We start from the raw sequence: 18,089 nt of genomic DNA, 5'->3' as shown, positions 1-18,089 counted from the left end.
CGCCGGCGCGCTTGTCGCTAGGACACCGGTTCAGTCGTGGTGGTCGTCGTTTCCGTCGTGGTGGTCTCGGTTGTGGTCTCGGTGGTCGTCGTCTCGGTGGTGGTTGTTTCCGTGGTGGTGGTCTCGGTTGTGGTGGGCGTTGTGGTCTCGATGGTCGTGGTAGGTGTCGTGGTCTCGACCGTCGTTGTGGGCGTTGTGGTTTCGGTGGTGGTCGTCGGAGTCGTGGTCTCCGTCGTGGTCGTTGTCGGAGTCGTCAGCGGTCCGCGCGGGAACGCGGGCACCGACGTCGTCGTCGACACGGCGGTGGACTCGAGGCCACCCGGCGTGCTGGTCACCTCGAGGGAACTCGACCGCGCCGCGCTCGTCTCGGACTCCGGTGCACCTTCCGGAACTCCGCGGTTCGCAGTGGCCCGTTCGGTGACCTCGGTCGCGGGAAGCGGGCTGCCCGGGCGAGCGAGGCCGTTGTCCTTGGCCTGTGCCTCGTCCGTGGCGACGAAGGGGGTGTTGGCGACGAAGGGGTCGGGAAGTGGTGCCGGCAGTGGGGGCAGCCCATAAAGGTCGACGCCGCCGCCGACCGGTCGGGGCGCCACGATGCCGGTCCGAACGTCGACGACCTCGAGGACGCCACGGCGCGGGCCATTCTGCGGGCCGGGAGCGGGGCGTTCGATGATCGTCGTCGTGTTGTTGATCGTGGTGACGTACTGATTCTGGTAGCAGATGCGGGTGACCCGTTCGGTCTCGTACCCGTCCCACCTGTTGCCTTCGAGGCGGTAGCCGCCGACGGGTGCGGCCGCGGGCGGCCCGAGCGGACTGCCGCTGATGCAGCGGACGCGCGGGACCCCGGCCGGGTCGACCAGCACGCACGTACCGGCCTCGAGTACCGCCTGATAGGGCGATGCCGATTCGTTGGCGTAGCGGTGATCGGTGACCCAGGTGTCGCGGGTCAGCACCACCGGGGTGAGGGTGTTCAGGTAGTAGGGCACCGCGGCCTCGCTGATGCCGTTGGCCTTACCGAACGCGCGGCCTGCCGCGGGCTTGGCTGCGTACTGGCGCGACAGCTGGTTGGGGATCGACGACGCACCGGTCTCGGCGGGGTAGACGCCATAGAGCCCGGGCTGCGAACCGTTGACCGTCACCGTGCCCTGAGTCGGATACCCGACCTGCGCCGAGAGCTTGACGTTCCCCAGCGACGACGGCTTGGCGACGGCGACTGCGGTGGTGAACGGGTCGACGCCGCGGTCCTCGGCGGAGGTGAGTGTGAGTCCGGGGATCTGGATGCTGCCATCCCGGGCCTTCACGACGAGCACCACGCCTGCGGCGAGCACCAACGCCAGAACCACGACGATGGCCGACAGTACAAAGGTCAGTGCTCGTCGATTGCGCGGCGGAGTAGCCATCGGTCCGGTGAATGCGCCCGAGGGTGACGTCGGTGGGCCCGGCGGGTAGTACGACATCGAGAACACACTCCTTGGGACCGACTCGCGCACACGTGAGAACTCAGTATTGTGGCGCGCGACGGGATCGGGCAACCCGTATCGGCCCAGCTCGGCGCATTGATTGCAAAAACACCCGAACGGACTACAGCCGCGTAACGTCGCAGCTCCGGGGAGCGATATACACAGGATCCACCCACGGGAGCCTCGCGGAGCGGCGGGGCCTCAGGGTGCGGAGGGAACTCTTCGAGTCACTACCGAGAGGTGTCGGTCCGCGGGATGAGCCGCATCAGCTGGGTGACGTGACCGGGGTTCAGGTCGTCGAGCGTTGCGACGCCGAGCAGGCGCATGGTGCGTTCGATCTGCTCGGTCAGGATCGCGATCATCCGGTCGACACCCGCCTCGCCGCCGGCCATCAGCCCGTACAGATAGGCGCGGCCGACGAGCGTGAAGTCGGCGCCCAGTGCGATGGCGGCGACGATGTCGGCGCCCGACATGATTCCGGTATCCAGGATGATCTCGGTGCGCTCACCGAGCTCGGCGGCAACGCTGGGCAGCAGGTGGAACGGGATGGGCGCGCGGTCGAGCTGGCGGCCGCCGTGATTCGACAGCACGATCCCGTCGACGCCGAGGTCGACCACGGCCTTCGCGTCGTCGAGCGTCTGGATGCCCTTGACCACGAGCTTCCCCGGCCACTGGGACTTGATCCAGGCGAGGTCGTCGAAGGTGACGGTGGGGTCGAATATGGTGTCCAGTAGTTCGGCGACCGTCCCCGACCACCGATCCAGCGATGCGAAGGCGAGTGGTTCGGTGGTGAGGAAGTCGATCCACCACTGTGGCCGGGGGAGCGCATTGATGACCGTTCCGAAGGTGAGCGCCGGCGGAATCGACATGCCGTTGCGTTTGTCGCGCAGCCGGGCTCCGGCGACCGGGACGTCTACCGTCGCGAGCAACGTGTCGTAGCCGGCTTTCGCCGCGCGGTCCACCAGCGCCATCGACCGATCCCGGTCTTTCCACATGTAGAGCTGAAACCAGTTGCGGCCCGACGGGTTTGCGGCCTTCACGTCTTCGATCGACGCCGTGCCCATGGTGGACAGCGAGAACGGGATGCCGGCCCGCGCGGCGGCTCGGGCGCCCGCATACTCGCCCTCGGTCTGCATCATCCGGGTGAAGCCGGTGGGCGCGATGCCGAACGGGAGTTCGCTCCGACCGCCCGCAATGGTGCAGCTGGTGTCCACCTTGGCCACGTCACGCAGGATCGCGGGATGAAACTCGATGTCGCGGAACGCTTGTCGTGCGCGTTCGATCGACAGTTCGGCCTCCGCTGAGCCGTCGGTGTAGTCGAAGGCGGCCTTCGGTGTGCGACGCTTGGCGATCTTCCGGAGATCTTCGATGGTCAGCGCCGCGTCGAGCCGCCGTTTCTTGGCGTTGAACTCGGGCTTCTTGAACTGCATCAGCGGTGCGAGGTCACGCACCTTGGGAATTCGACGTTCCATGCGGCAGGTCTCCTCCGGTTCGACGTACGTCCCCCGGCCTCAACCCTAATAGCGTTCAGACTCGGCCGAACACCATGCCTTCCTCGACCTTGTCGAGCCGATGGTCGATGGCGTCGCGGTAGTAGTTGTGACGCACCTGCCAGTGCCCGTGTGTTCCCGACTTGGGCAGCGCCTCGGGTGAACGCTGGACATAGCCCGCCGTCAGATCCCAGAGTGGCTTCGACGGCATCGATTCGTCGCCGAGATGCGGATGAGCGTTTGTGTAGCCGTGATCGCGCATGTACTTGATCAAATCGGCCACCGATCGCGCGGTCATGTCGGCGCGCAGTGTCCACGACGCGTTGGTGTAGCCCACCGACCAGGCCAGATTGGGGACGTCCTCGAGCAGGTGGCTCTTGAAGACGAAGCGATCGTGCGGCTTGATCTCAGCACCGTCGACGCGAATCGTGGTGCCGCCAAAGCCCTGCAGTTGCAGGCCAGTGGCGGTGACGATGATGTCGGCGTCGAGGTGGCGGCCCGACGTCAGCGTGATGCCGGTGGCGTCGAAACGATCGATGTGGTCGGTGACCATCTCGGCTGCACCGCTCTTGATGTCCTCGAACAGATCCGCGTCGGGCACCATGCACATCCGCTGATCCCACGGGTTGTAGCGCGGGTTGAAGTGCACGTCGATCGGGTAATCCTCGGGCAGGTTCTTCGCGACGTTGGAGCGGATCATCTTGCGTCCCAGCTTCGGGAACCGATGCGTCAGATGCACGATCGCCGCCGTCTGCGCGGCGTACCGCGCCCGCACGACCTGATGTGCGGCCTTGGCCGGCAACACCTTTCGCACGGCGGGTGCGAAGTACTGCTTCTGCTTGGACGAGAAGATGTAGCTGGGCGAGCGCTGCAGCATCACCACGTGTTCCGCGTCGCGGGCCAACGGTGGGACGAGGCTGACGGCGGTCGCACCGCTTCCGATGACCACCACCTTCTTGCCCGCGTAGTCGAGATCTTCGGGCCAATGCTGGGGATGCACGATCTGCCCGGTGAACTCGTCGGAGCCGGCGAACACCGGTGTGTACGGGTCGTCGTAGTTGTAGTAGCCGGTCGCGAAGATGACGAACCGGCAGCGATAGGTCTCCGACGACCCGTCGCCGTTCTTGACCGCCAGGGTCCACTTGTCGACGGTCGAATCCCAGTCCGCGGACACCACGTGCCGGTCGAACCGGATGTGGCGGTCGATGCCGAACTTACGGGCGGTGTGCTCGATGTAGTGCCGGATGTCCTCACCGTCGGCCAGGGCATTGGGTTTGCGCCACGGCTCGAACGGATAGCTCAGGGTGTAGATGTCGCTGTCTGACCGGACGCCGGGGTAGCGAAACAAATCCCACGTGCCACCCATCCCGCTGCGTCGTTCCAGGATCGTGTACTCGACGTCCGGGTTCTCCTCGCGCAACCGGTAGGCGCAATCGATACCCGACAACCCGGCGCCGATGATGATGACGTCGGTGTCCGCTGTGACGTCAGAGACGGCAGTGACGTCGGGGTTGGTTTCGGTCACGCGAGACCTCCTTGGCAGCGTTCGCATCAGGCCCTGTCATCATGCAACACTTGTGCTCAGATGTGAACGGAATCACAGCCGCAGCCCGGCTGGAGATCCATCGCCGACAACTCCAACGCCGACCAGGGAGTGCCCATGCGGGAGGACAAGCCCACCTACTGCCGGATCTGCGAGCCGCTGTGCGGGATGATCGCGACGGTCGAGGACGACAAGCTGATCGCGCTGCGACCCGACAAGGAGCATCCACTCTCCAAGGGATTCGCCTGCCCCAAGGGCATCGCGTTCACCGAGATCGTCAACGACCCCGACCGGGTGCTGCACCCGCTGCGACGACGGTCCGACGGCGGGTTCGACCAGATCTCGTGGGAGACCGCGCTCGGCGAGATCGGTGAGCGGTTGGTCGATGTCCAGCGACGGCACGGCAGCAAGTCCATCGGCTGGTAATTCGGCAACCCGGCGACCTTCTCCACCGGTCACACCCTGTGGACGGGTGTATTCATGTCGCTGCTCGGCACGCAGCACGTGTACTCGGCCGGCTCCCAGGACGTGAACAACCGGTTCGTCGCCAGCCACTTCCTCTACGGCAACCCGGTGGCGGCGCCCATCCCGGACATCAACCGCGTCGAGTATCTGTTGGTGATCGGTGCGAATCCCATTGTGTCGCACGGCAGTGTGATGAGTTCACCGCGGATCCGTGACGGCTTGCGGGCGATCACCAAGCGCGGCGGCGCGGTCACCGTGGTCGACCCCCGACACACCGAGACGGCACGCGAATTCGACTGGCTGCCCATCACCCCCGACACCGATGCGCTCTTCCTGCTGTCACTGCTGCACGTCATGTTCGACGAGGGTCTCGCCGACGAGACATATCTGCGCAAGCGCACCAGGGGTCTCGACCGCTGGAAGACGATCGTCGCGGAGTATTCGCCAGAGGAGACCGCACCCCACACCGACATCCCCGCCGACCGTGTGCGAGAGATTGCTCGTGCGCTCGCGACCACCGAACGGGCCGCTGTCTACGGCCGGATCGGGACGTCACTCGGACGCACCGGAACCCTCACCACCGCGCTGCTGGACATGGTGAATCTGGTGGCCGGGAATCTCGACGTCGTCGGTGGGTCGATGTTCGGTGACCTCGGGATTCCTGGTCAGCGATTGGGTGTGGCTGCGCTGCAGCGTGTCTCGAGCTTCGCCTACGCCGGCCGACGCAGCCGGGTGGGTGACCTGCCCCAGGTGCTCGGAACGTCCCCGGCGTCGGTGATGGCCAAGAAGATCACCACCCGTGGCGACGGACAGCTCCGCGCGTTGTTCGTCAGCGCGGGCAACCCAGTGCTCTCGGTGCCCAACGGCGACGAATTACGTTCGGCCCTCGACGAACTCGACCTGATGGTGTCGCTGGACATCTACCGCAACGAGACCAACGCGCACGCGGACTACATCCTGCCCGCGACCACGATGTACGAACGGTCCGACTTTCTCCTTCCGTTCCAGATGCTGTTCACCACGCCGTTCAAGCAGGCCACCGAGGCGGTGATCCCGGCGCAGGGCGAGGCCCGCGAGGAATGGACGGTGATCAACGAGCTGATCGCCGTGCTGGCACGCCGCAATCCGCTGGTCGGGTTGATGCACGTCGGTAACCTGATGTCACAGCGTTTGGGTGTCCCGGCCACCCCGCGTCGAGTATCCGATCTTGTGGTGCGGATCGGAATGGGTGGCAATCGCTTTGGACTGCGACGCGGTGGTCTCACGTATCGGCGGCTGGTTGAGGACCACCCGCACGGTGTGGTGGTCGCCGACAACCTCGCGCCCGGGCAGCTGTCGAAGATCATCACCTTCCGCGACCGCAAGATCCGGCTCGACGCACCCGAATTGCTGGCCGAGCTCGATCGCATCCAACCGGCGGTGCTACCGGACTTCCCGTTGCGGCTCATCGGGATGCGCGAGATCCGGTCGGAGAACAGTTGGCAGCACAACGCGCCGTTACTGTTGCGGGGTGGTCGTGTTCACGCGGCTCGCATGCACCCACGCGATGCCGCCGAACGCGGGATCGCCGAGGGTGAACTCGTCACCGTCGCTTCACGTCACGGTCGTATCTCGCTGCCGGTCATGCTGATCGACGACATCAAACCGGGCGTGGCCGCGATCCCACATGGCTGGGGACACAACGGTTCCGGCGGTTGGACCCAGGCCAACGCCGCGGCAGGCAACGACCTCGGATCCGGTGGCGCCAACGTCAACGCACTCATCTCCTCCGACCCCGCCGACCTCGAACGGCTCGCGGGCATGGCGAACATGACCGGTGTGCCGATCGAGGTGACGGGGATTGCGCAGGAGCGCAGCGCTGCCGATCAGGAAGCCGGCGGTGTCAGTACTGCGTCGATCATGTAGACCTGCGCGTTCGCGGTCTTCACGCCGCCGCAGACCACGCTGGCAGTGTTGACCTTGAGGGCCTCAGGCGTGCCGGAGACGGTCACGTCCTGACCTTCGAGCGTCTTGTGTGTGCCGACCACCGCGTCGGGTGCTGCCTGACCCGAAACCACGTGGTAGGTCAGGATTTTGGTCAGCATCGCCGAGTCGGTCTTGAGTTGCTCGAGAGTCGCCGGAGGTAGCGCTGCGAACGCAGCGTTGGTCGGCGCGAACACGGTGTACTGACCGTTGTTGAGCGTATCCACCAGGTTCACCTGCGGATTCAGCTGTCCTGAGAGCGCCTGGGTGAGCGTGCTCAGTTCAGGATTGGCGGCTGCGGCGGTCGCTACGGGTGCGGTCGCCATACCGTCGACGGAACCGGGGCCGCTCGGGTTGGCCGACGCGTAGGCAGCGCAGCCGGGTCCTACCGGACCGGCAGCCGGAGCCATTGTCCCACTGCTCATTCCGGGCATCGAGCTCATGCCCGACGTCATACTCGAACTGCTGGAATCGGAGTCGCTGGAACAGCCGGCGACAACCCCGGCAGCCAGCGCGAGACCCGTCAGGGCAACGGCGATCCGGGGAACTCTTGTGGTGGCCATGATCGGTCCAATCTGTAGGCAATAGAGCCGGCCGAGTGGCCGTCCTCATAGGTCATTCGCGGCGGGGCCGGTACCGGATGGGTGCGGAGGCAATCCGATAGACGCCGTGGCGCGAATGCCCTTCTGAGCGCTCGCCTTCCGCGAGCATGGTCTTTGATGAGAGGCAGCAGTTCCGATGGATCGCGAAAAGTATGTCAGAGCAGCGATTTCCGGGGTGGCCGCCGTCGGGGTGGGGCTGGCCGTCGGCGAGTTGGTTGCCGCCGCGATATCGCCGTTCGCCTCACCCTATCGGGCGGTGGGCGCGTTTCTCGTCGACCACTCACCGGCCTGGGCGCGGGAGTTCGCGATCGAACGCTTCGGCACCGCCGACAAGACCGCACTACTGGTGGGTATGGCGATCGGAATCCTGCTCATCACGGTCGTGGCCGGGGTGTTGCAAGCACGTCGGCCGCCACTCGGTGCGCTGGTGGTCGCGTGTTTTGGCGCGGTGGGCGTCGTCGCGGCCATGACACGGCCGACCGCCGACCTGGCGTACGCGATCCCGTCCGTGGTGGCGGGTGTCGTCGCGGTGATCGTCCTCGTCGTGCTGTGCCGGGGCGGCCGAAGAGCGACAACAGAAGGCGACGAGACCGGGACGCCGGAGTGGTCGCGCCGCAAGTTCGTCGGCGTCGTGGGCCTGCTGGTGGTCGCGGCCGGAACGGCCGCTGTGGTGGCCCGTCAGATTGCCGAGGCCGGCGGCGTGTTGCGTGAGCGGGCGAAGCTGCGGCTCCCGACGGCCGCATCGCCGAGTCCGGCGATCCCCGACGGCACCGATTTGGCCGTTCCCGGGGTCACGCCCTTTCAGACAACCAACGCGGCCTTTTACCGCATCGACACCGCACTGCAGGTGCCACAGCTCAGCACCGACGACTGGCAGCTGCATGTCCACGGGATGGTCGACGAGGAGTTCACGCTCACGTGGGACGACCTCATGGACATCCCGGCGGTGGAACGCATCATCACGCTGACGTGTGTCTCCAACGAGGTCGGCGGCGACTTGGCCGGAAATGCGCGCTGGCTGGGCTATCCGATGCGGGACATCTTGTCGCGAGCTGGAATTCGGCCCGATGCCGACATGCTGCTGTCGACCAGCGTCGATGGCTGGACGTCGGGGACTCCCTTGTCGGCGGTCACCGATGGTCGTGATGCGTTGCTCGTCGTCGGCATGAACGGGGAGCCGCTTCCGCTGGAACACGGCTACCCGGTACGACAGGTGGTTCCCGGATTGTATGGCTTCGTCTCCGCGTGCAAATGGGTGATCGACTGGGAGATAACCCGATTCGACAGGGCGTCGGCGTACTGGACGAAACGAGGGTGGGGTGAGCAGGCGCCGATCAAGACCGCCTCCCGCATCGACCGGCCGGCTCCGTTGTCGACCTCACCGCCCGGTCCGGTGGTGGTGGCTGGTACGGCCTGGGCACAGCACCGCGGAATCCGGGCCGTCGAGGTCCGCGTCGACGAAGGTCCCTGGCAGAAGGCGACGCTGGCTACCCAGTACTCGACAGATACGTGGCGGCAATGGCATTGGACGTGGGACGCCACCCCGGGGCAGCACACGCTCTACTGTCGGGCCACCGATGCGACCGGTGCCGTGCAGCCCGAGCGGCGCGTCGCACCGATCCCCGACGGCGCCACCGGCTGGCACAGTCGGGTGCTGCGCGTCGAGTAGTTCAGCCGACCCATTTGCGGATCAGCGACCCACCCCGACGACGTCGTCGGCGATCGTGGAGGCGGGAAGAACGTGCCCACCAAGCGGCCAGGGAGCTTCCGCGCGGTCGGCACCGCGACAACCAGTGCCGAATTGGAGAATGCGAGTGCTGCAGCACTCGCATTCTCCAACTCAACTCGAGTTCTCGCAGTTCGACGCATGAGGTGACCAGGCACAAGCCCAGTCCGCGCCCGACCTGGTCGGTGATGTGCCCTGGGGTGCCCTCAGACCACACCCTGTGCCGAATCGGCTTACCTGTGTGCTGCAGCACACAGATTCTCCAACAGGACACAGAGTGTCCGGAGCGACTCTGCGGCAGACTGCATCTCCCCAGGTCAGCGCGGTGGTCACCGAACTCTTCGGATCACGCAGCGGGAGGGTGGTGGGGCACCCTCGTCTGTGGGAGGGCTACTCGGCCCAGCCCTCCGCCCAGTCCGCGCCCTCGGAGATGGCGGCCATCGTGCTCTGCCCGTCGAGGGCCTCGCGGATGATGTCGGCATGACCGCTGTGGTGGGCGGTCTCGCGCAGGTTGTGCAGCACCATCCGGCGGATCGACCACCACTCGCGCTCCGGCTGCCACGGCGCGGTCGGCTGCGGGATCAGCTCGTCAAGGCTGTCGGCTTCCGCGACGAGACGGTCGTATGCTTCGGCGGCAGCTTCGTATTCGGCGAGCCAGTACTCCACGGTCTCGTCCGGCAGCAGCTCATAGGCGAAAGCTGCTGCCTCCATGTCGAACTCGGCGTTCTCGTCGCGCTCGGTGATCACGCCGACCGCCGCCCGCTCACCCATCGCGAGGTGCTTGAGGAGTCCGCCGAGGGTCAGCGCGCTGACGGTGCTCTTCGTGCGGGCCTGATCGTCGGTGAGTCCACGGAGTGTGACGCGGAAGAGTGCGCGCTGATCTGCGAGGAGAGTCAGGATGTCCTCGCGCTCGCCGTCCACGGTGACGGTCAACTCAACGGGTGTGTACGTGCCGGCCATGATGTCCTCTTTCGTGGTGGGGGTGATTGAGAACGACGCTATGGCGTTTTGCGGACAGCTTCAGTCCGCAATTCTCGAGCGCGTGAAAATGCCTTGAGCGAGAACCCCGCAGCGCCCACCATTGCCGCATGCCCTCACACCCGGATCCGCTGGTCGCCCTCACACGCAAACCCGACCGTGCGGGTGACCGCGAAGTCCTCGACAGCGTGCTCGACGAGGCACGGGTCGGCACCCTGTCCACCGTCGTCGACCGTCTGCCCTGGTCGGTGCCGATGCTGTTCGCCCGCGACGGCGACGACATCCTCCTGCACGGCTCATCCGGAGCCGGACTGCTCCGACACATCGCCGCTGGTGCGCCCGTCGCGTTCACGGTGTTCGTACTCGACGGGATCGTCATCGCCGACACGCTGTTCAACCACTCCGCGAACTACCGGTCGGCGGTGGTGCGAGGCACCTGCGTAAAGGTCGACGACTCGCGCCACGTCCTGGAGATGATGTCCGACAAGATGATTCCCGGCCGCGTTGCCGAAGTCCCCGCCGCCACGGCCAAGGAGATCGCCGCAACCATCACCCTGCGACTGCCCATCGTCGACGGTCAGTGGCTGGCCAAGGCGCGCACCGGCGGACCCGGGGTCGACGTCGACGGATGGACCGGCGTCGTACCGGTCCGAACCGTGTTCGACGAACCGATCGGCTACTCGGATGGCGAAGTGCCGGAGTCGGTGCGGCGGTTGGTGTGATCTCGACACGACGCCTCGCTGCGCTCGGTGTCGGCTCGATCCGGCGGATCTCGACACGACGCCTCGCTGCGCTCGGTGTCGGCTCGATCCGGCGGATCTCGACACGACGCCTCGCCCCAGGGGGCTCGGTGTCGGCTCGATCAGCGAGACTTCACTTCTTACGTAGAATGAACCGCTGAATCTTGCCGCTCGGGGTCTTGGGCAGTGAATCGACGAAGTGGACCGTCCGCGGGTAGGCGTGTGCGGCGAACTCGGTTTTGACCAGTTGCTGCAGTTCGGTTTCCAGCTCGTCGGTGCCGGCCATACCGTCGGCGAGCACGACGAACGCCTCGAGAACCTCGCCGCGCAACTGATCCGGGCGTCCGACCACCGCGACGTCGATCACCGACGGGTGGGTGATGAGGACGCTCTCGACGTCGAACGGTCCGATGCGGTAGCCGGCCATGATGATCACGTCGTCGTCGCGGGCGGTGAAAAAGTAGCGACCCTCGTCGTCAACTCGGCCGGTGTCGCCGGTCAGGTACCACCGCTTGTCCTCGGTGAATCGGGCGGCGGTCTTCTCCGGGGCGTCGAGGTAACCGGTGAACCACATCAGCGGGCTGGCCGGGACGTCGATCGCGATCTGGCCCTCGACGATCCCCGCGGCGAAGCCCGGCATCGGTTTACCCATCGAGCCCGGGATGAGCGGCTCGCGGACGTCGTCGTGCCAGTGATTGTTGATGAACATGCCGTGCTCGGTCTGTCCGTAGTGGTCGCGCACCTCGGTGCCGAGCGCCGTCTTCGCCCACTCGATCACGTCGGGCGTCAACGGCTCACCGGCCGACGACGCCCGGCGCAGCGCGAAACCGTCGATCTTCGGGTCCTTGCTGAGCGTCCGATAGACGGTCGGGGCGGCGGCGAAGTTGGTGACCTCGAGGTCGGTGAGGATGCGGGCGGTGAGGTCGGCGGAGAAGCCGGCGTGCAGCAGCAGGTTGGGTCGGCCGATCGCGAGCGGACCGAGCACCCCGTAGTACAGGCCGTACGCCCAGCCCGGGTCGGCGGCATTCCAGAACACGTCGTCGGCCGACACGTCGAGGCCGTAGTGCATGTAGGTGACGAACGACGCCAGCGCCTTGACCGGCACCGGAACGCCCTTGGGTGCGCCCGTCGTACCGCTGGTGAAGAGCAGGATCAGCGCGCCGTCGCCGCCGACCGCGACCGACTCCTCGATGGGGGCGCTGTCGGTGACGAGCCCGTCGAACTGCTCGCCTGCGACCACGGTCGTGATCCCGTCGAGACCGTCGAGCTTGCTCGCCTGGCTCGGTTCGGTGACGACGACCGACGCGTTGCCCGCACGCAACCGCATCTCGATGGCCGGGGTCGCGAACGCGGTGAACAGCGGGATGTAGACCGCGCCGAGGCGCGCGATGGCCAGAAGCGCGACGACGAGTTCGGTCCGCTTGCCCATGAGAACGCCGACCGTGTCGCCTCGTCCGACGCCCATCTGGGCCAGAGCCGACGCGAAGCGCTTCGACTGATCGGCAAGCTCGCCATAGGTGATATCGCTGGTCAGAGGGTTGCCGGCGTCGTCGACGTCGATGGTGGTGAACGCGACGGCCGTCGGATCGTGGCGGTCGACGAGGAGGTGCGCCGCGTTGGCGTCGCCGGCGCCGTACATCTCCAACCATTGGGTCACCGTCTCCAGGGGAGTGGTGGCGGTTTGTGTCATCGTCGACCTCCAGATTCAGGGCAGTAAGCTGGGTCACAGTGTGAACCGGTCGGCATCCGCTGACCACCCCCCGAAGAGGGGTCGGACCGGAGGTGATCGAGTGGGCGACGCGTTGTCGGGCTCGGTCGTCGCCGCGCTGCGCCGGATCAAGCGCGACAGCGGTGTGCCGCTGGCCTTCGGTGGAGTGGTCCTCGGGCCACGCGCCCTGCGACTCGACCACTTCGCCGGTGACACCGTCGGAGCACTGAATGGCGTATCCGTCGACATCGGTCACGGACTCGGCGGCAAGGTCGTCGCGGTCAACCGGCCGATGGTGGTCGACGACTATCTCAAGACGCCTCGCATCACCCACCGCTACAACACGATCATCGCGCGGGAAGGGCTCCGGGCGATGGCCGCGGCACCGGTGATCGTCGACCGCAAGCCGGTCGCCGTGCTCTACGGCGCCTTGCGCGCGGCCGACCCGATCGGCGGTCGAACCCTCGATGTCCTGGCCATGGAGGCGCGGGCCGTGGAGCAGGAGATCGTCGCCGCGCGCATTCGAATGGAAGCTGCGGCGGATCGTGCCGACGCGGCCGGAGACAGCGTCGCAGCCGCATACGCGCGCCTCCGTGTCCTCGCGGCGACGAGCGGTGACCGTCGTCTTGCCGAGGAGCTGGACCGCATCACCGACGACTTGGCCTCGAATCCGGTTTCCGCACAGGTTTTTCCGAGCCTGACTTCGCGGGAGCAGGATGTGTTGTCGCTTGCCGCGCTCGGATATCCCAACGCGCGCATCGCCGCCGAGTTGGGCATCACCGTGGAGACGACGAAGGGCTACGTCAAGGCGGCGATGCGCAAACTCGACGCCGCGACGCGGTTCGAGGCGGTCGTGACGGCGCGTCGTGCCGGGCTGTTGCCCTAGGGCGTCTCAGTGTTCTCGCAACTTGTCGATGAGTTCACCCTTGCGTAACGAGGAGTAACCGCTGAGCCCGAGCTCCTTTGCACGCGAACGTAGTTCGGTGACGGTCCAGTCTTCGTACGACGCGGAGCGTCCGCCCTTCTTGCCGACCTTCGATCGGGAGGTGTTGGCGGCGGCATTGGCTATGCGCGCGGACTTCTCCTTGGAGTTGCCTTCGTCGCGCAGCTTTTCGTAAAGCTCGTCGTCCTTGACCGATGGTCCGGGTTCGCGTTGTGGCATGTCAGCCTCCTGACGTGACGTCGGATCGGCCGCTGACTTCAGCCTCAGGTTCGACCCTACCGGGTAGGGTGACTATCGGTCTGACGACGAGGACGGGTGGTTTTCATGGGCAAGAAGAAGGAACTGGTCGAGCGGCTGGAAGCCGAAGTCGGTCGCCTTTCCGAGGAGCTGGCGCGCCTCGACAAAGAGGCCAAGAAGCGCGTGAAGAAGGCAGAGAAGGACGCTGCCGCTCTCCGCAAAGAGGTGCTCAAGCTCGTGAGCAAGGCAACCAACAAGGCCAAGAAGCCCACGGCGTCCGAGGACGAGATCGAGACCGAGGCCCTCGAGGAATTGGCCCCGAAACAGGTTGTGGCAGAGACGGTGACAGCAGAGTCGAAGGCGCCCGCACAGAAGCCCGCGACCACCAAACCCGCAACCACAAAACCCGCTGCCCCGGCAGTTCCCGCGAGCAGGGCCACAGCAAAGAAGGCGGCTCCCGCAACCAAGCCCGCCGCCAAGAAGGTTGCGGCGCCGAAGGGTCCGACCGTCGTCGAACTACGCGCACAGGCAAAGGAGAAGGGCCTCAAGGGCTATTCGACGATGACCAAGGCGCAGTTGCTCGACGCGCTGGGCTGACTCAGTAGATCCCGGGCGGCAGCTCGCCGAAGCGGAAGACCGAGTCGCCCAGTGCGACAAAGGTCGACGATACCGGCCCACCTGTCGGGTTCGCATTGGCGTCCTGCGGCTTGGGCCATCGGTAGGTGACGGTGACGCTGAACGGTGTCGACCCGGTGACCTGCACGTAGCCCGCGGTCTTTCGGGTCGTCGGGCCGAGGAACTTCCCCGGGCGGAACAGCAACACCGCCGTCGGCGACGACACGGTGCCGCGCGAGGTGTCGAAGGCCGCCCACATCACCGGCGGGCAATTCGGCGTCCGCGCGGTCGACTTGGATCGCAGAATCCAGTGCAGATCGCGCCGGCCCAGCGGCGGACCGATCACCCGGAGGGCGCGCTGCACCTCCGACGACGAGACCGACAGACACGCGCCGCCGCCGGAGGTTCCGGCAGGTGTTGGGTGGGGCGCAGCCAAGGCGGTGGCCGGGATGACGGCGGTGAGCGCAGCGACCGATGTAGCGGCGGCGACGGACAAGCGGCGAACAGCGGGGTGAGCCATGCGGATCTCCTCGGGTTGTGGCCCGACCAATCGGTACAGGGGTGATATCGACGGTGGAGACTTGTTCGTTAGCGTTGCGAACTCCTTCGATGCCTTACATCAGGCTCGTCGAGTCAGCGTCCCTCCGTCGGCGTTGCCGACGATCGTGAAGGCGGGAAGAGTGCGGCCTCATCGCAGAAACCGCATTGGTCGCCAGAAACCGCTGATGTGGCCAGAAACCGCTGGTGCGCCACGGGTTTCTGAACAGACACGCGGTTTCTCAAACCACGACACGCCGACGACGCGCCTCGGAGGTCGGCGAAGCCGCCGTCGCGGTCAACCCTCACCGAGGTCCACCTCGAGCGCAGACCTCGGACTCCGAACATCGTCGTCGAGCACAGAAAGCGCTCTTTGCCGCCAAGAAACTAGGGGAAGAAAACTCGTCCCCTACTCTTGGAGTCCTCCCCTAGGAATTTCTAGGGGACGACTGTGAACCCCGGGGAAGAAGTTCTTCCCCTATTTTCAGGGACAGAGCACTGCGGCGTTTGCCCAGGTCAGAGCGTCGGTCACCAACTCTTCGGATCAGCCGGCGGAGCCGGGCACCTCAGCTCAGGGGTGGGTCATCGAGCGGGTGGCGGAGCGATGCCCGCCCGCACCGCGATCAGTCCGGCCTCGCTGCGCGAGGACACCTGCAGCTTCTGCAGGACGCCGGTCACGTGGAACTTGATCGTCGATTCGCTGACGCCCAGTTCGGCGGCAATTGCCTTGTTACGCTTACCCATTCCCAGATGGCCGAGCACTTCGAGCTCACGCGGGTTGAGGGTCGAGACTAGCGGTTCGTCGGGACTCCTCGTCGGTGAATCGAGCGGGAGTCGCACCGTGACGCGGCTGCCCCAGTCGTCGATCACCTCGACATCGAGGTGTCCGTCGAGCGCCTGGAGCCGACCGCCCAGTTGCCGTCGGAGAGCGTTGCCATCCACCTTGCCGCTGCCGTGATCGCGTATCTCCACCAGCAGGCTCTCGCCGTCGGCCGACCATCCGATCCGCATGCGCGCTGGCGTGGGTTGCGCGAGGAACGCCGCGGTCACCGCACGAACGATGGCGCGCACGGCGTGCGCGGTTTCACCCGGCAGGGACTGCCCGGCCGCTGGTGGTCGGGCGTGCTCGACGTCGACCCCGGCATGCCGCACCAGTGGCATCAGCTCGGTCTGGATCCGATCGATCGTCGCATCGAGGGATTCCTCCGACAGTTCGCGATCGGCATCGCCGACGCTACGCAGGGCGATCAACGCGTCCGACGCCGACCCACTCGCGATGACGCGGGCGGTGCGATCGTCGAGGTCGGGGGAGCGCAGGGTGCCGAGAATCGAGGTCAGGGTTGACTCGTGCATCTCGGTCAGCTGCGTGATGGTGCGGGCGCGCTCCGACGACGCGGCTCGCGATTCGGCCAGGTAGTCGGGGCTGGCCTGCGCGACGCGATGTCGAATCGACATGGCCACCAGGGCAAACCAGGAGTCGATCAGGTCAGGCAGACGCGCGGTCTCCTGACGCGGGATCAGAACGAGCAAGGTGTCGGTCGCGTCGCGTACCACGCGCAGGCGCCGCTGCTCGCCGGCGACGCGCGCGGTCATGGTGATCGGACCGCCGACGTCGACGGCGTTCTTCACGACCTCAAGTTCGTCGACTGTCACCCGCTCCACGATGTTGGTACGACCGGCGACCTTGCGTGGTCGTCCGGTGCATTCGCGAGTGAAGATCACCAGGGCGTCGTGGGCGATCCGGGGTGCGAGGAACTGCGAGAAGCGCTTGGCGATCTCCGGCAGGGGTCCGTCGATGACCGACAGCAACAGCGCCCAATCGTCGGGCTGCTTGGAGCTTGTGGTCACCCATCGACCGTACCAACGGCCAGGTTTTCCCCGCCAATCGTCTAGGTGACGGGGTGGTCAGATGGCACCATTCTTATGGGTGGCCACGCCAGGGTTGTGCCCGGCGTGAAGAGAACTGATGGACCGATCGCACAGGAGTTCCAGCACATGTCGCAGACAGTCAAGGGCGTCATCTCACGCAGCAAGAAGGCGCCGACCGAGGTCGTCGACGTGGTGATCCCCGATCCCGGCGCTCGCGACGTGGTGGTCGCGATCAAGGCGTGCGGCGTCTGCCACACCGACCTCGCCTACCGCGAGGGCGGTATCAATGACGAGTACCCGTTCCTCCTCGGCCATGAGGCCGCCGGCGTGGTCGAGTCGGTGGGCTCGGACGTGACACACGTCGAGGTCGGCGACTTCGTGGTCCTCAACTGGCGTGCGGTCTGCGGACAGTGTCGGGCGTGTAAGCGCGGCCGTCCGTGGTACTGCTTCGACACTTTCAACGCCAGTGTCCCGATGACGCTGACCGACGGCACCGAGCTCACCCCGGCGCTGGGTATCGGAGCGTTCGCGGAGAAGACCCTCATTCACGAATTGCAGTGCACCAAGGTCAATCCCGAGACCGACCCGGCCGTGGCCGGCCTGCTGGGCTGCGGCGTGATGGCCGGACTCGGTGCCGCCATGAACACCGGTAACGTCGGACGCGGTGACTCGGTCGCCGTAATCGGTTGCGGCGGTGTGGGTGACGCGGCCATCGCCGGTGCCCGGCTGGCGGGCGCGACCAAGATCATCGCGATCGACCGCGACGACGCCAAACTCGAGTGGGCGAAGGATCTTGGTGCCACGCACACCATCAACGGGAGCGAGGTCGACGACGTCGTCACCGCCGTGCAGGATCTCACCGACGGATTCGGCGTCGACGTGGTGGTGGACGCGGTGGGTCGGCCGGAAACCTACAAGCAGGCCTTCTACGCGCGAGATCTCGCCGGCGTCGTGGTTCTGGTCGGGGTGCCGACACCGGAGATGACGTTGGAGATGCCGCTGGTCGACTTCTTCTCTCGCGGTGGTGCACTCAAGTCCTCGTGGTACGGCGACTGCCTGCCCGAACGCGACTTCCCGATGCTCGTCGACCTCTACGAACAGGGCCGTCTGCCGCTGGAGAAGTTCGTCACCGAGCGCATCGGGTTGAACGACATCGAGGCCGCCTTCGAGGCGATGCACGCGGGCAAGGTGCTGCGCTCCGTGGTGGAGATCTGATC

14 protein-coding genes and 1 pseudogene are annotated in these 18,089 nt (G+C 66.2%); 6 read left to right on the top strand and 9 right to left on the bottom strand.

Features of this window, described 5'->3' with window-relative positions; genetic code table 11:
• Positions 1-17: 17 nt before the first annotated feature.
• The 3 genes from ABZW74_RS12340 to ABZW74_RS12330 all read right to left on the bottom strand — a co-directional run bounded on the left by ABZW74_RS12340 (position 18) and on the right by ABZW74_RS12330 (position 4,472).
• Positions 18-1,454 (bottom strand): DUF6777 domain-containing protein, encoded by a 1,437-nt coding sequence (locus ABZW74_RS12340; protein WP_355276506.1) that lies wholly within the window; start codon positions 1,452-1,454, stop codon positions 18-20.
• Positions 1,455-1,687: 233 nt separating this feature from the next.
• Positions 1,688-2,929 carry an alpha-hydroxy acid oxidase gene (locus ABZW74_RS12335; RefSeq protein ID WP_355276504.1) on the bottom strand — a complete coding sequence of 414 codons (1,242 nt, stop codon included), beginning with the start codon at positions 2,927-2,929 and terminating at the stop codon, positions 1,688-1,690.
• Positions 2,930-2,984: 55 nt separating this feature from the next.
• Positions 2,985-4,472, bottom strand: coding sequence for an NAD(P)/FAD-dependent oxidoreductase (locus tag ABZW74_RS12330; RefSeq protein WP_355276502.1), 1,488 nt, complete (start codon positions 4,470-4,472; stop codon positions 2,985-2,987).
• Between the two features lie 135 nt (positions 4,473-4,607).
• Here ABZW74_RS12330 and ABZW74_RS12325 point away from each other — a divergent pair.
• Positions 4,608-6,860: pseudogene (locus tag ABZW74_RS12325) on the top strand (molybdopterin-dependent oxidoreductase).
• Here ABZW74_RS12325 and ABZW74_RS12320 read toward each other — a convergent pair.
• Positions 6,821-7,480 (bottom strand): fasciclin domain-containing protein, encoded by a 660-nt coding sequence (locus ABZW74_RS12320; protein ID WP_355276500.1) that lies wholly within the window; start codon positions 7,478-7,480, stop codon positions 6,821-6,823. The pseudogene ABZW74_RS12325 and the gene ABZW74_RS12320 sit on opposite strands and share 40 nt — an antisense overlap.
• Positions 7,481-7,655: 175 nt before the next feature.
• Between ABZW74_RS12320 and ABZW74_RS12315 the strand changes: the two genes are divergently transcribed.
• A complete protein-coding gene (locus ABZW74_RS12315; protein ID WP_355276498.1) occupies positions 7,656-9,188 on the top strand; it encodes a molybdopterin-dependent oxidoreductase in 1,533 nt (510 codons plus the stop codon).
• 447 nt (positions 9,189-9,635) lie between these two features.
• Here ABZW74_RS12315 and ABZW74_RS12310 read toward each other — a convergent pair whose 3' ends face one another.
• The gene (locus tag ABZW74_RS12310; RefSeq protein WP_355276496.1) at positions 9,636-10,205 is read right to left on the bottom strand and encodes a DUF664 domain-containing protein; all 570 of its coding nucleotides are present in this window, start codon (positions 10,203-10,205) and stop codon (positions 9,636-9,638) included.
• 128 nt (positions 10,206-10,333) lie between these two features.
• Here ABZW74_RS12310 and ABZW74_RS12305 point away from each other — a divergent pair, with 128 nt between their 5' ends.
• Positions 10,334-10,945 carry a pyridoxamine 5'-phosphate oxidase family protein gene (locus ABZW74_RS12305; protein WP_240857450.1) on the top strand — a complete coding sequence of 204 codons (612 nt, stop codon included), beginning with the start codon at positions 10,334-10,336 and terminating at the stop codon, positions 10,943-10,945.
• Between the two features lie 151 nt (positions 10,946-11,096).
• Here ABZW74_RS12305 and ABZW74_RS12300 read toward each other — a convergent pair whose 3' ends face one another.
• Entirely contained in the window at positions 11,097-12,653 is a 1,557-nt protein-coding gene (locus ABZW74_RS12300) for an AMP-binding protein (protein ID WP_355276493.1), read from the bottom strand.
• Between the two features lie 100 nt (positions 12,654-12,753).
• On the opposite strand from ABZW74_RS12300, the gene ABZW74_RS12295 reads away from it, so the two are divergent.
• Positions 12,754-13,557, top strand: coding sequence for a LuxR C-terminal-related transcriptional regulator (locus tag ABZW74_RS12295; protein WP_355276491.1), 804 nt, complete (start codon positions 12,754-12,756; stop codon positions 13,555-13,557).
• A 6-nt stretch (positions 13,558-13,563) separates the two neighbouring features.
• Here the strand turns inward: ABZW74_RS12295 and ABZW74_RS12290 are convergent, their stop codons facing one another.
• Positions 13,564-13,833 carry a Rho termination factor N-terminal domain-containing protein gene (locus ABZW74_RS12290; protein ID WP_240857447.1) on the bottom strand — a complete coding sequence of 90 codons (270 nt, stop codon included), beginning with the start codon at positions 13,831-13,833 and terminating at the stop codon, positions 13,564-13,566.
• Between the two features lie 105 nt (positions 13,834-13,938).
• Here ABZW74_RS12290 and ABZW74_RS12285 point away from each other — a divergent pair, with 105 nt between their 5' ends.
• Positions 13,939-14,448, top strand: a complete 510-nt coding sequence (locus tag ABZW74_RS12285) for a Rho termination factor N-terminal domain-containing protein (protein WP_355276489.1) — start codon at positions 13,939-13,941, stop codon at positions 14,446-14,448.
• Position 14,449: 1 nt separating this feature from the next.
• Here ABZW74_RS12285 and ABZW74_RS12280 read toward each other — a convergent pair whose 3' ends face one another.
• Entirely contained in the window at positions 14,450-14,986 is a 537-nt protein-coding gene (locus ABZW74_RS12280) for an LppP/LprE family lipoprotein (RefSeq protein WP_355276487.1), read from the bottom strand.
• Between the two features lie 599 nt (positions 14,987-15,585).
• Positions 15,586-16,851: a LuxR C-terminal-related transcriptional regulator gene (locus ABZW74_RS12275; protein WP_355276485.1), complete on the bottom strand. Its 1,266-nt coding sequence runs from the start codon at positions 16,849-16,851 to the stop codon at positions 15,586-15,588.
• 147 nt (positions 16,852-16,998) lie between these two features.
• On the opposite strand from ABZW74_RS12275, the gene ABZW74_RS12270 reads away from it, so the two are divergent.
• Positions 16,999-18,087: an S-(hydroxymethyl)mycothiol dehydrogenase gene (locus ABZW74_RS12270; protein ID WP_355276483.1), complete on the top strand. Its 1,089-nt coding sequence runs from the start codon at positions 16,999-17,001 to the stop codon at positions 18,085-18,087.
• Positions 18,088-18,089 lie beyond the last annotated feature (2 nt).

Origin of the sequence: Gordonia sp. NPDC003585 (genome assembly GCF_040610755.1) — a bacterium.
Lineage (GTDB): Bacteria > Actinomycetota > Actinomycetes > Mycobacteriales > Mycobacteriaceae > Gordonia.
The sequence above is the reverse complement of the archived record's forward strand: the minus strand, read 5'-3'. Positions and strand labels throughout refer to the sequence as shown.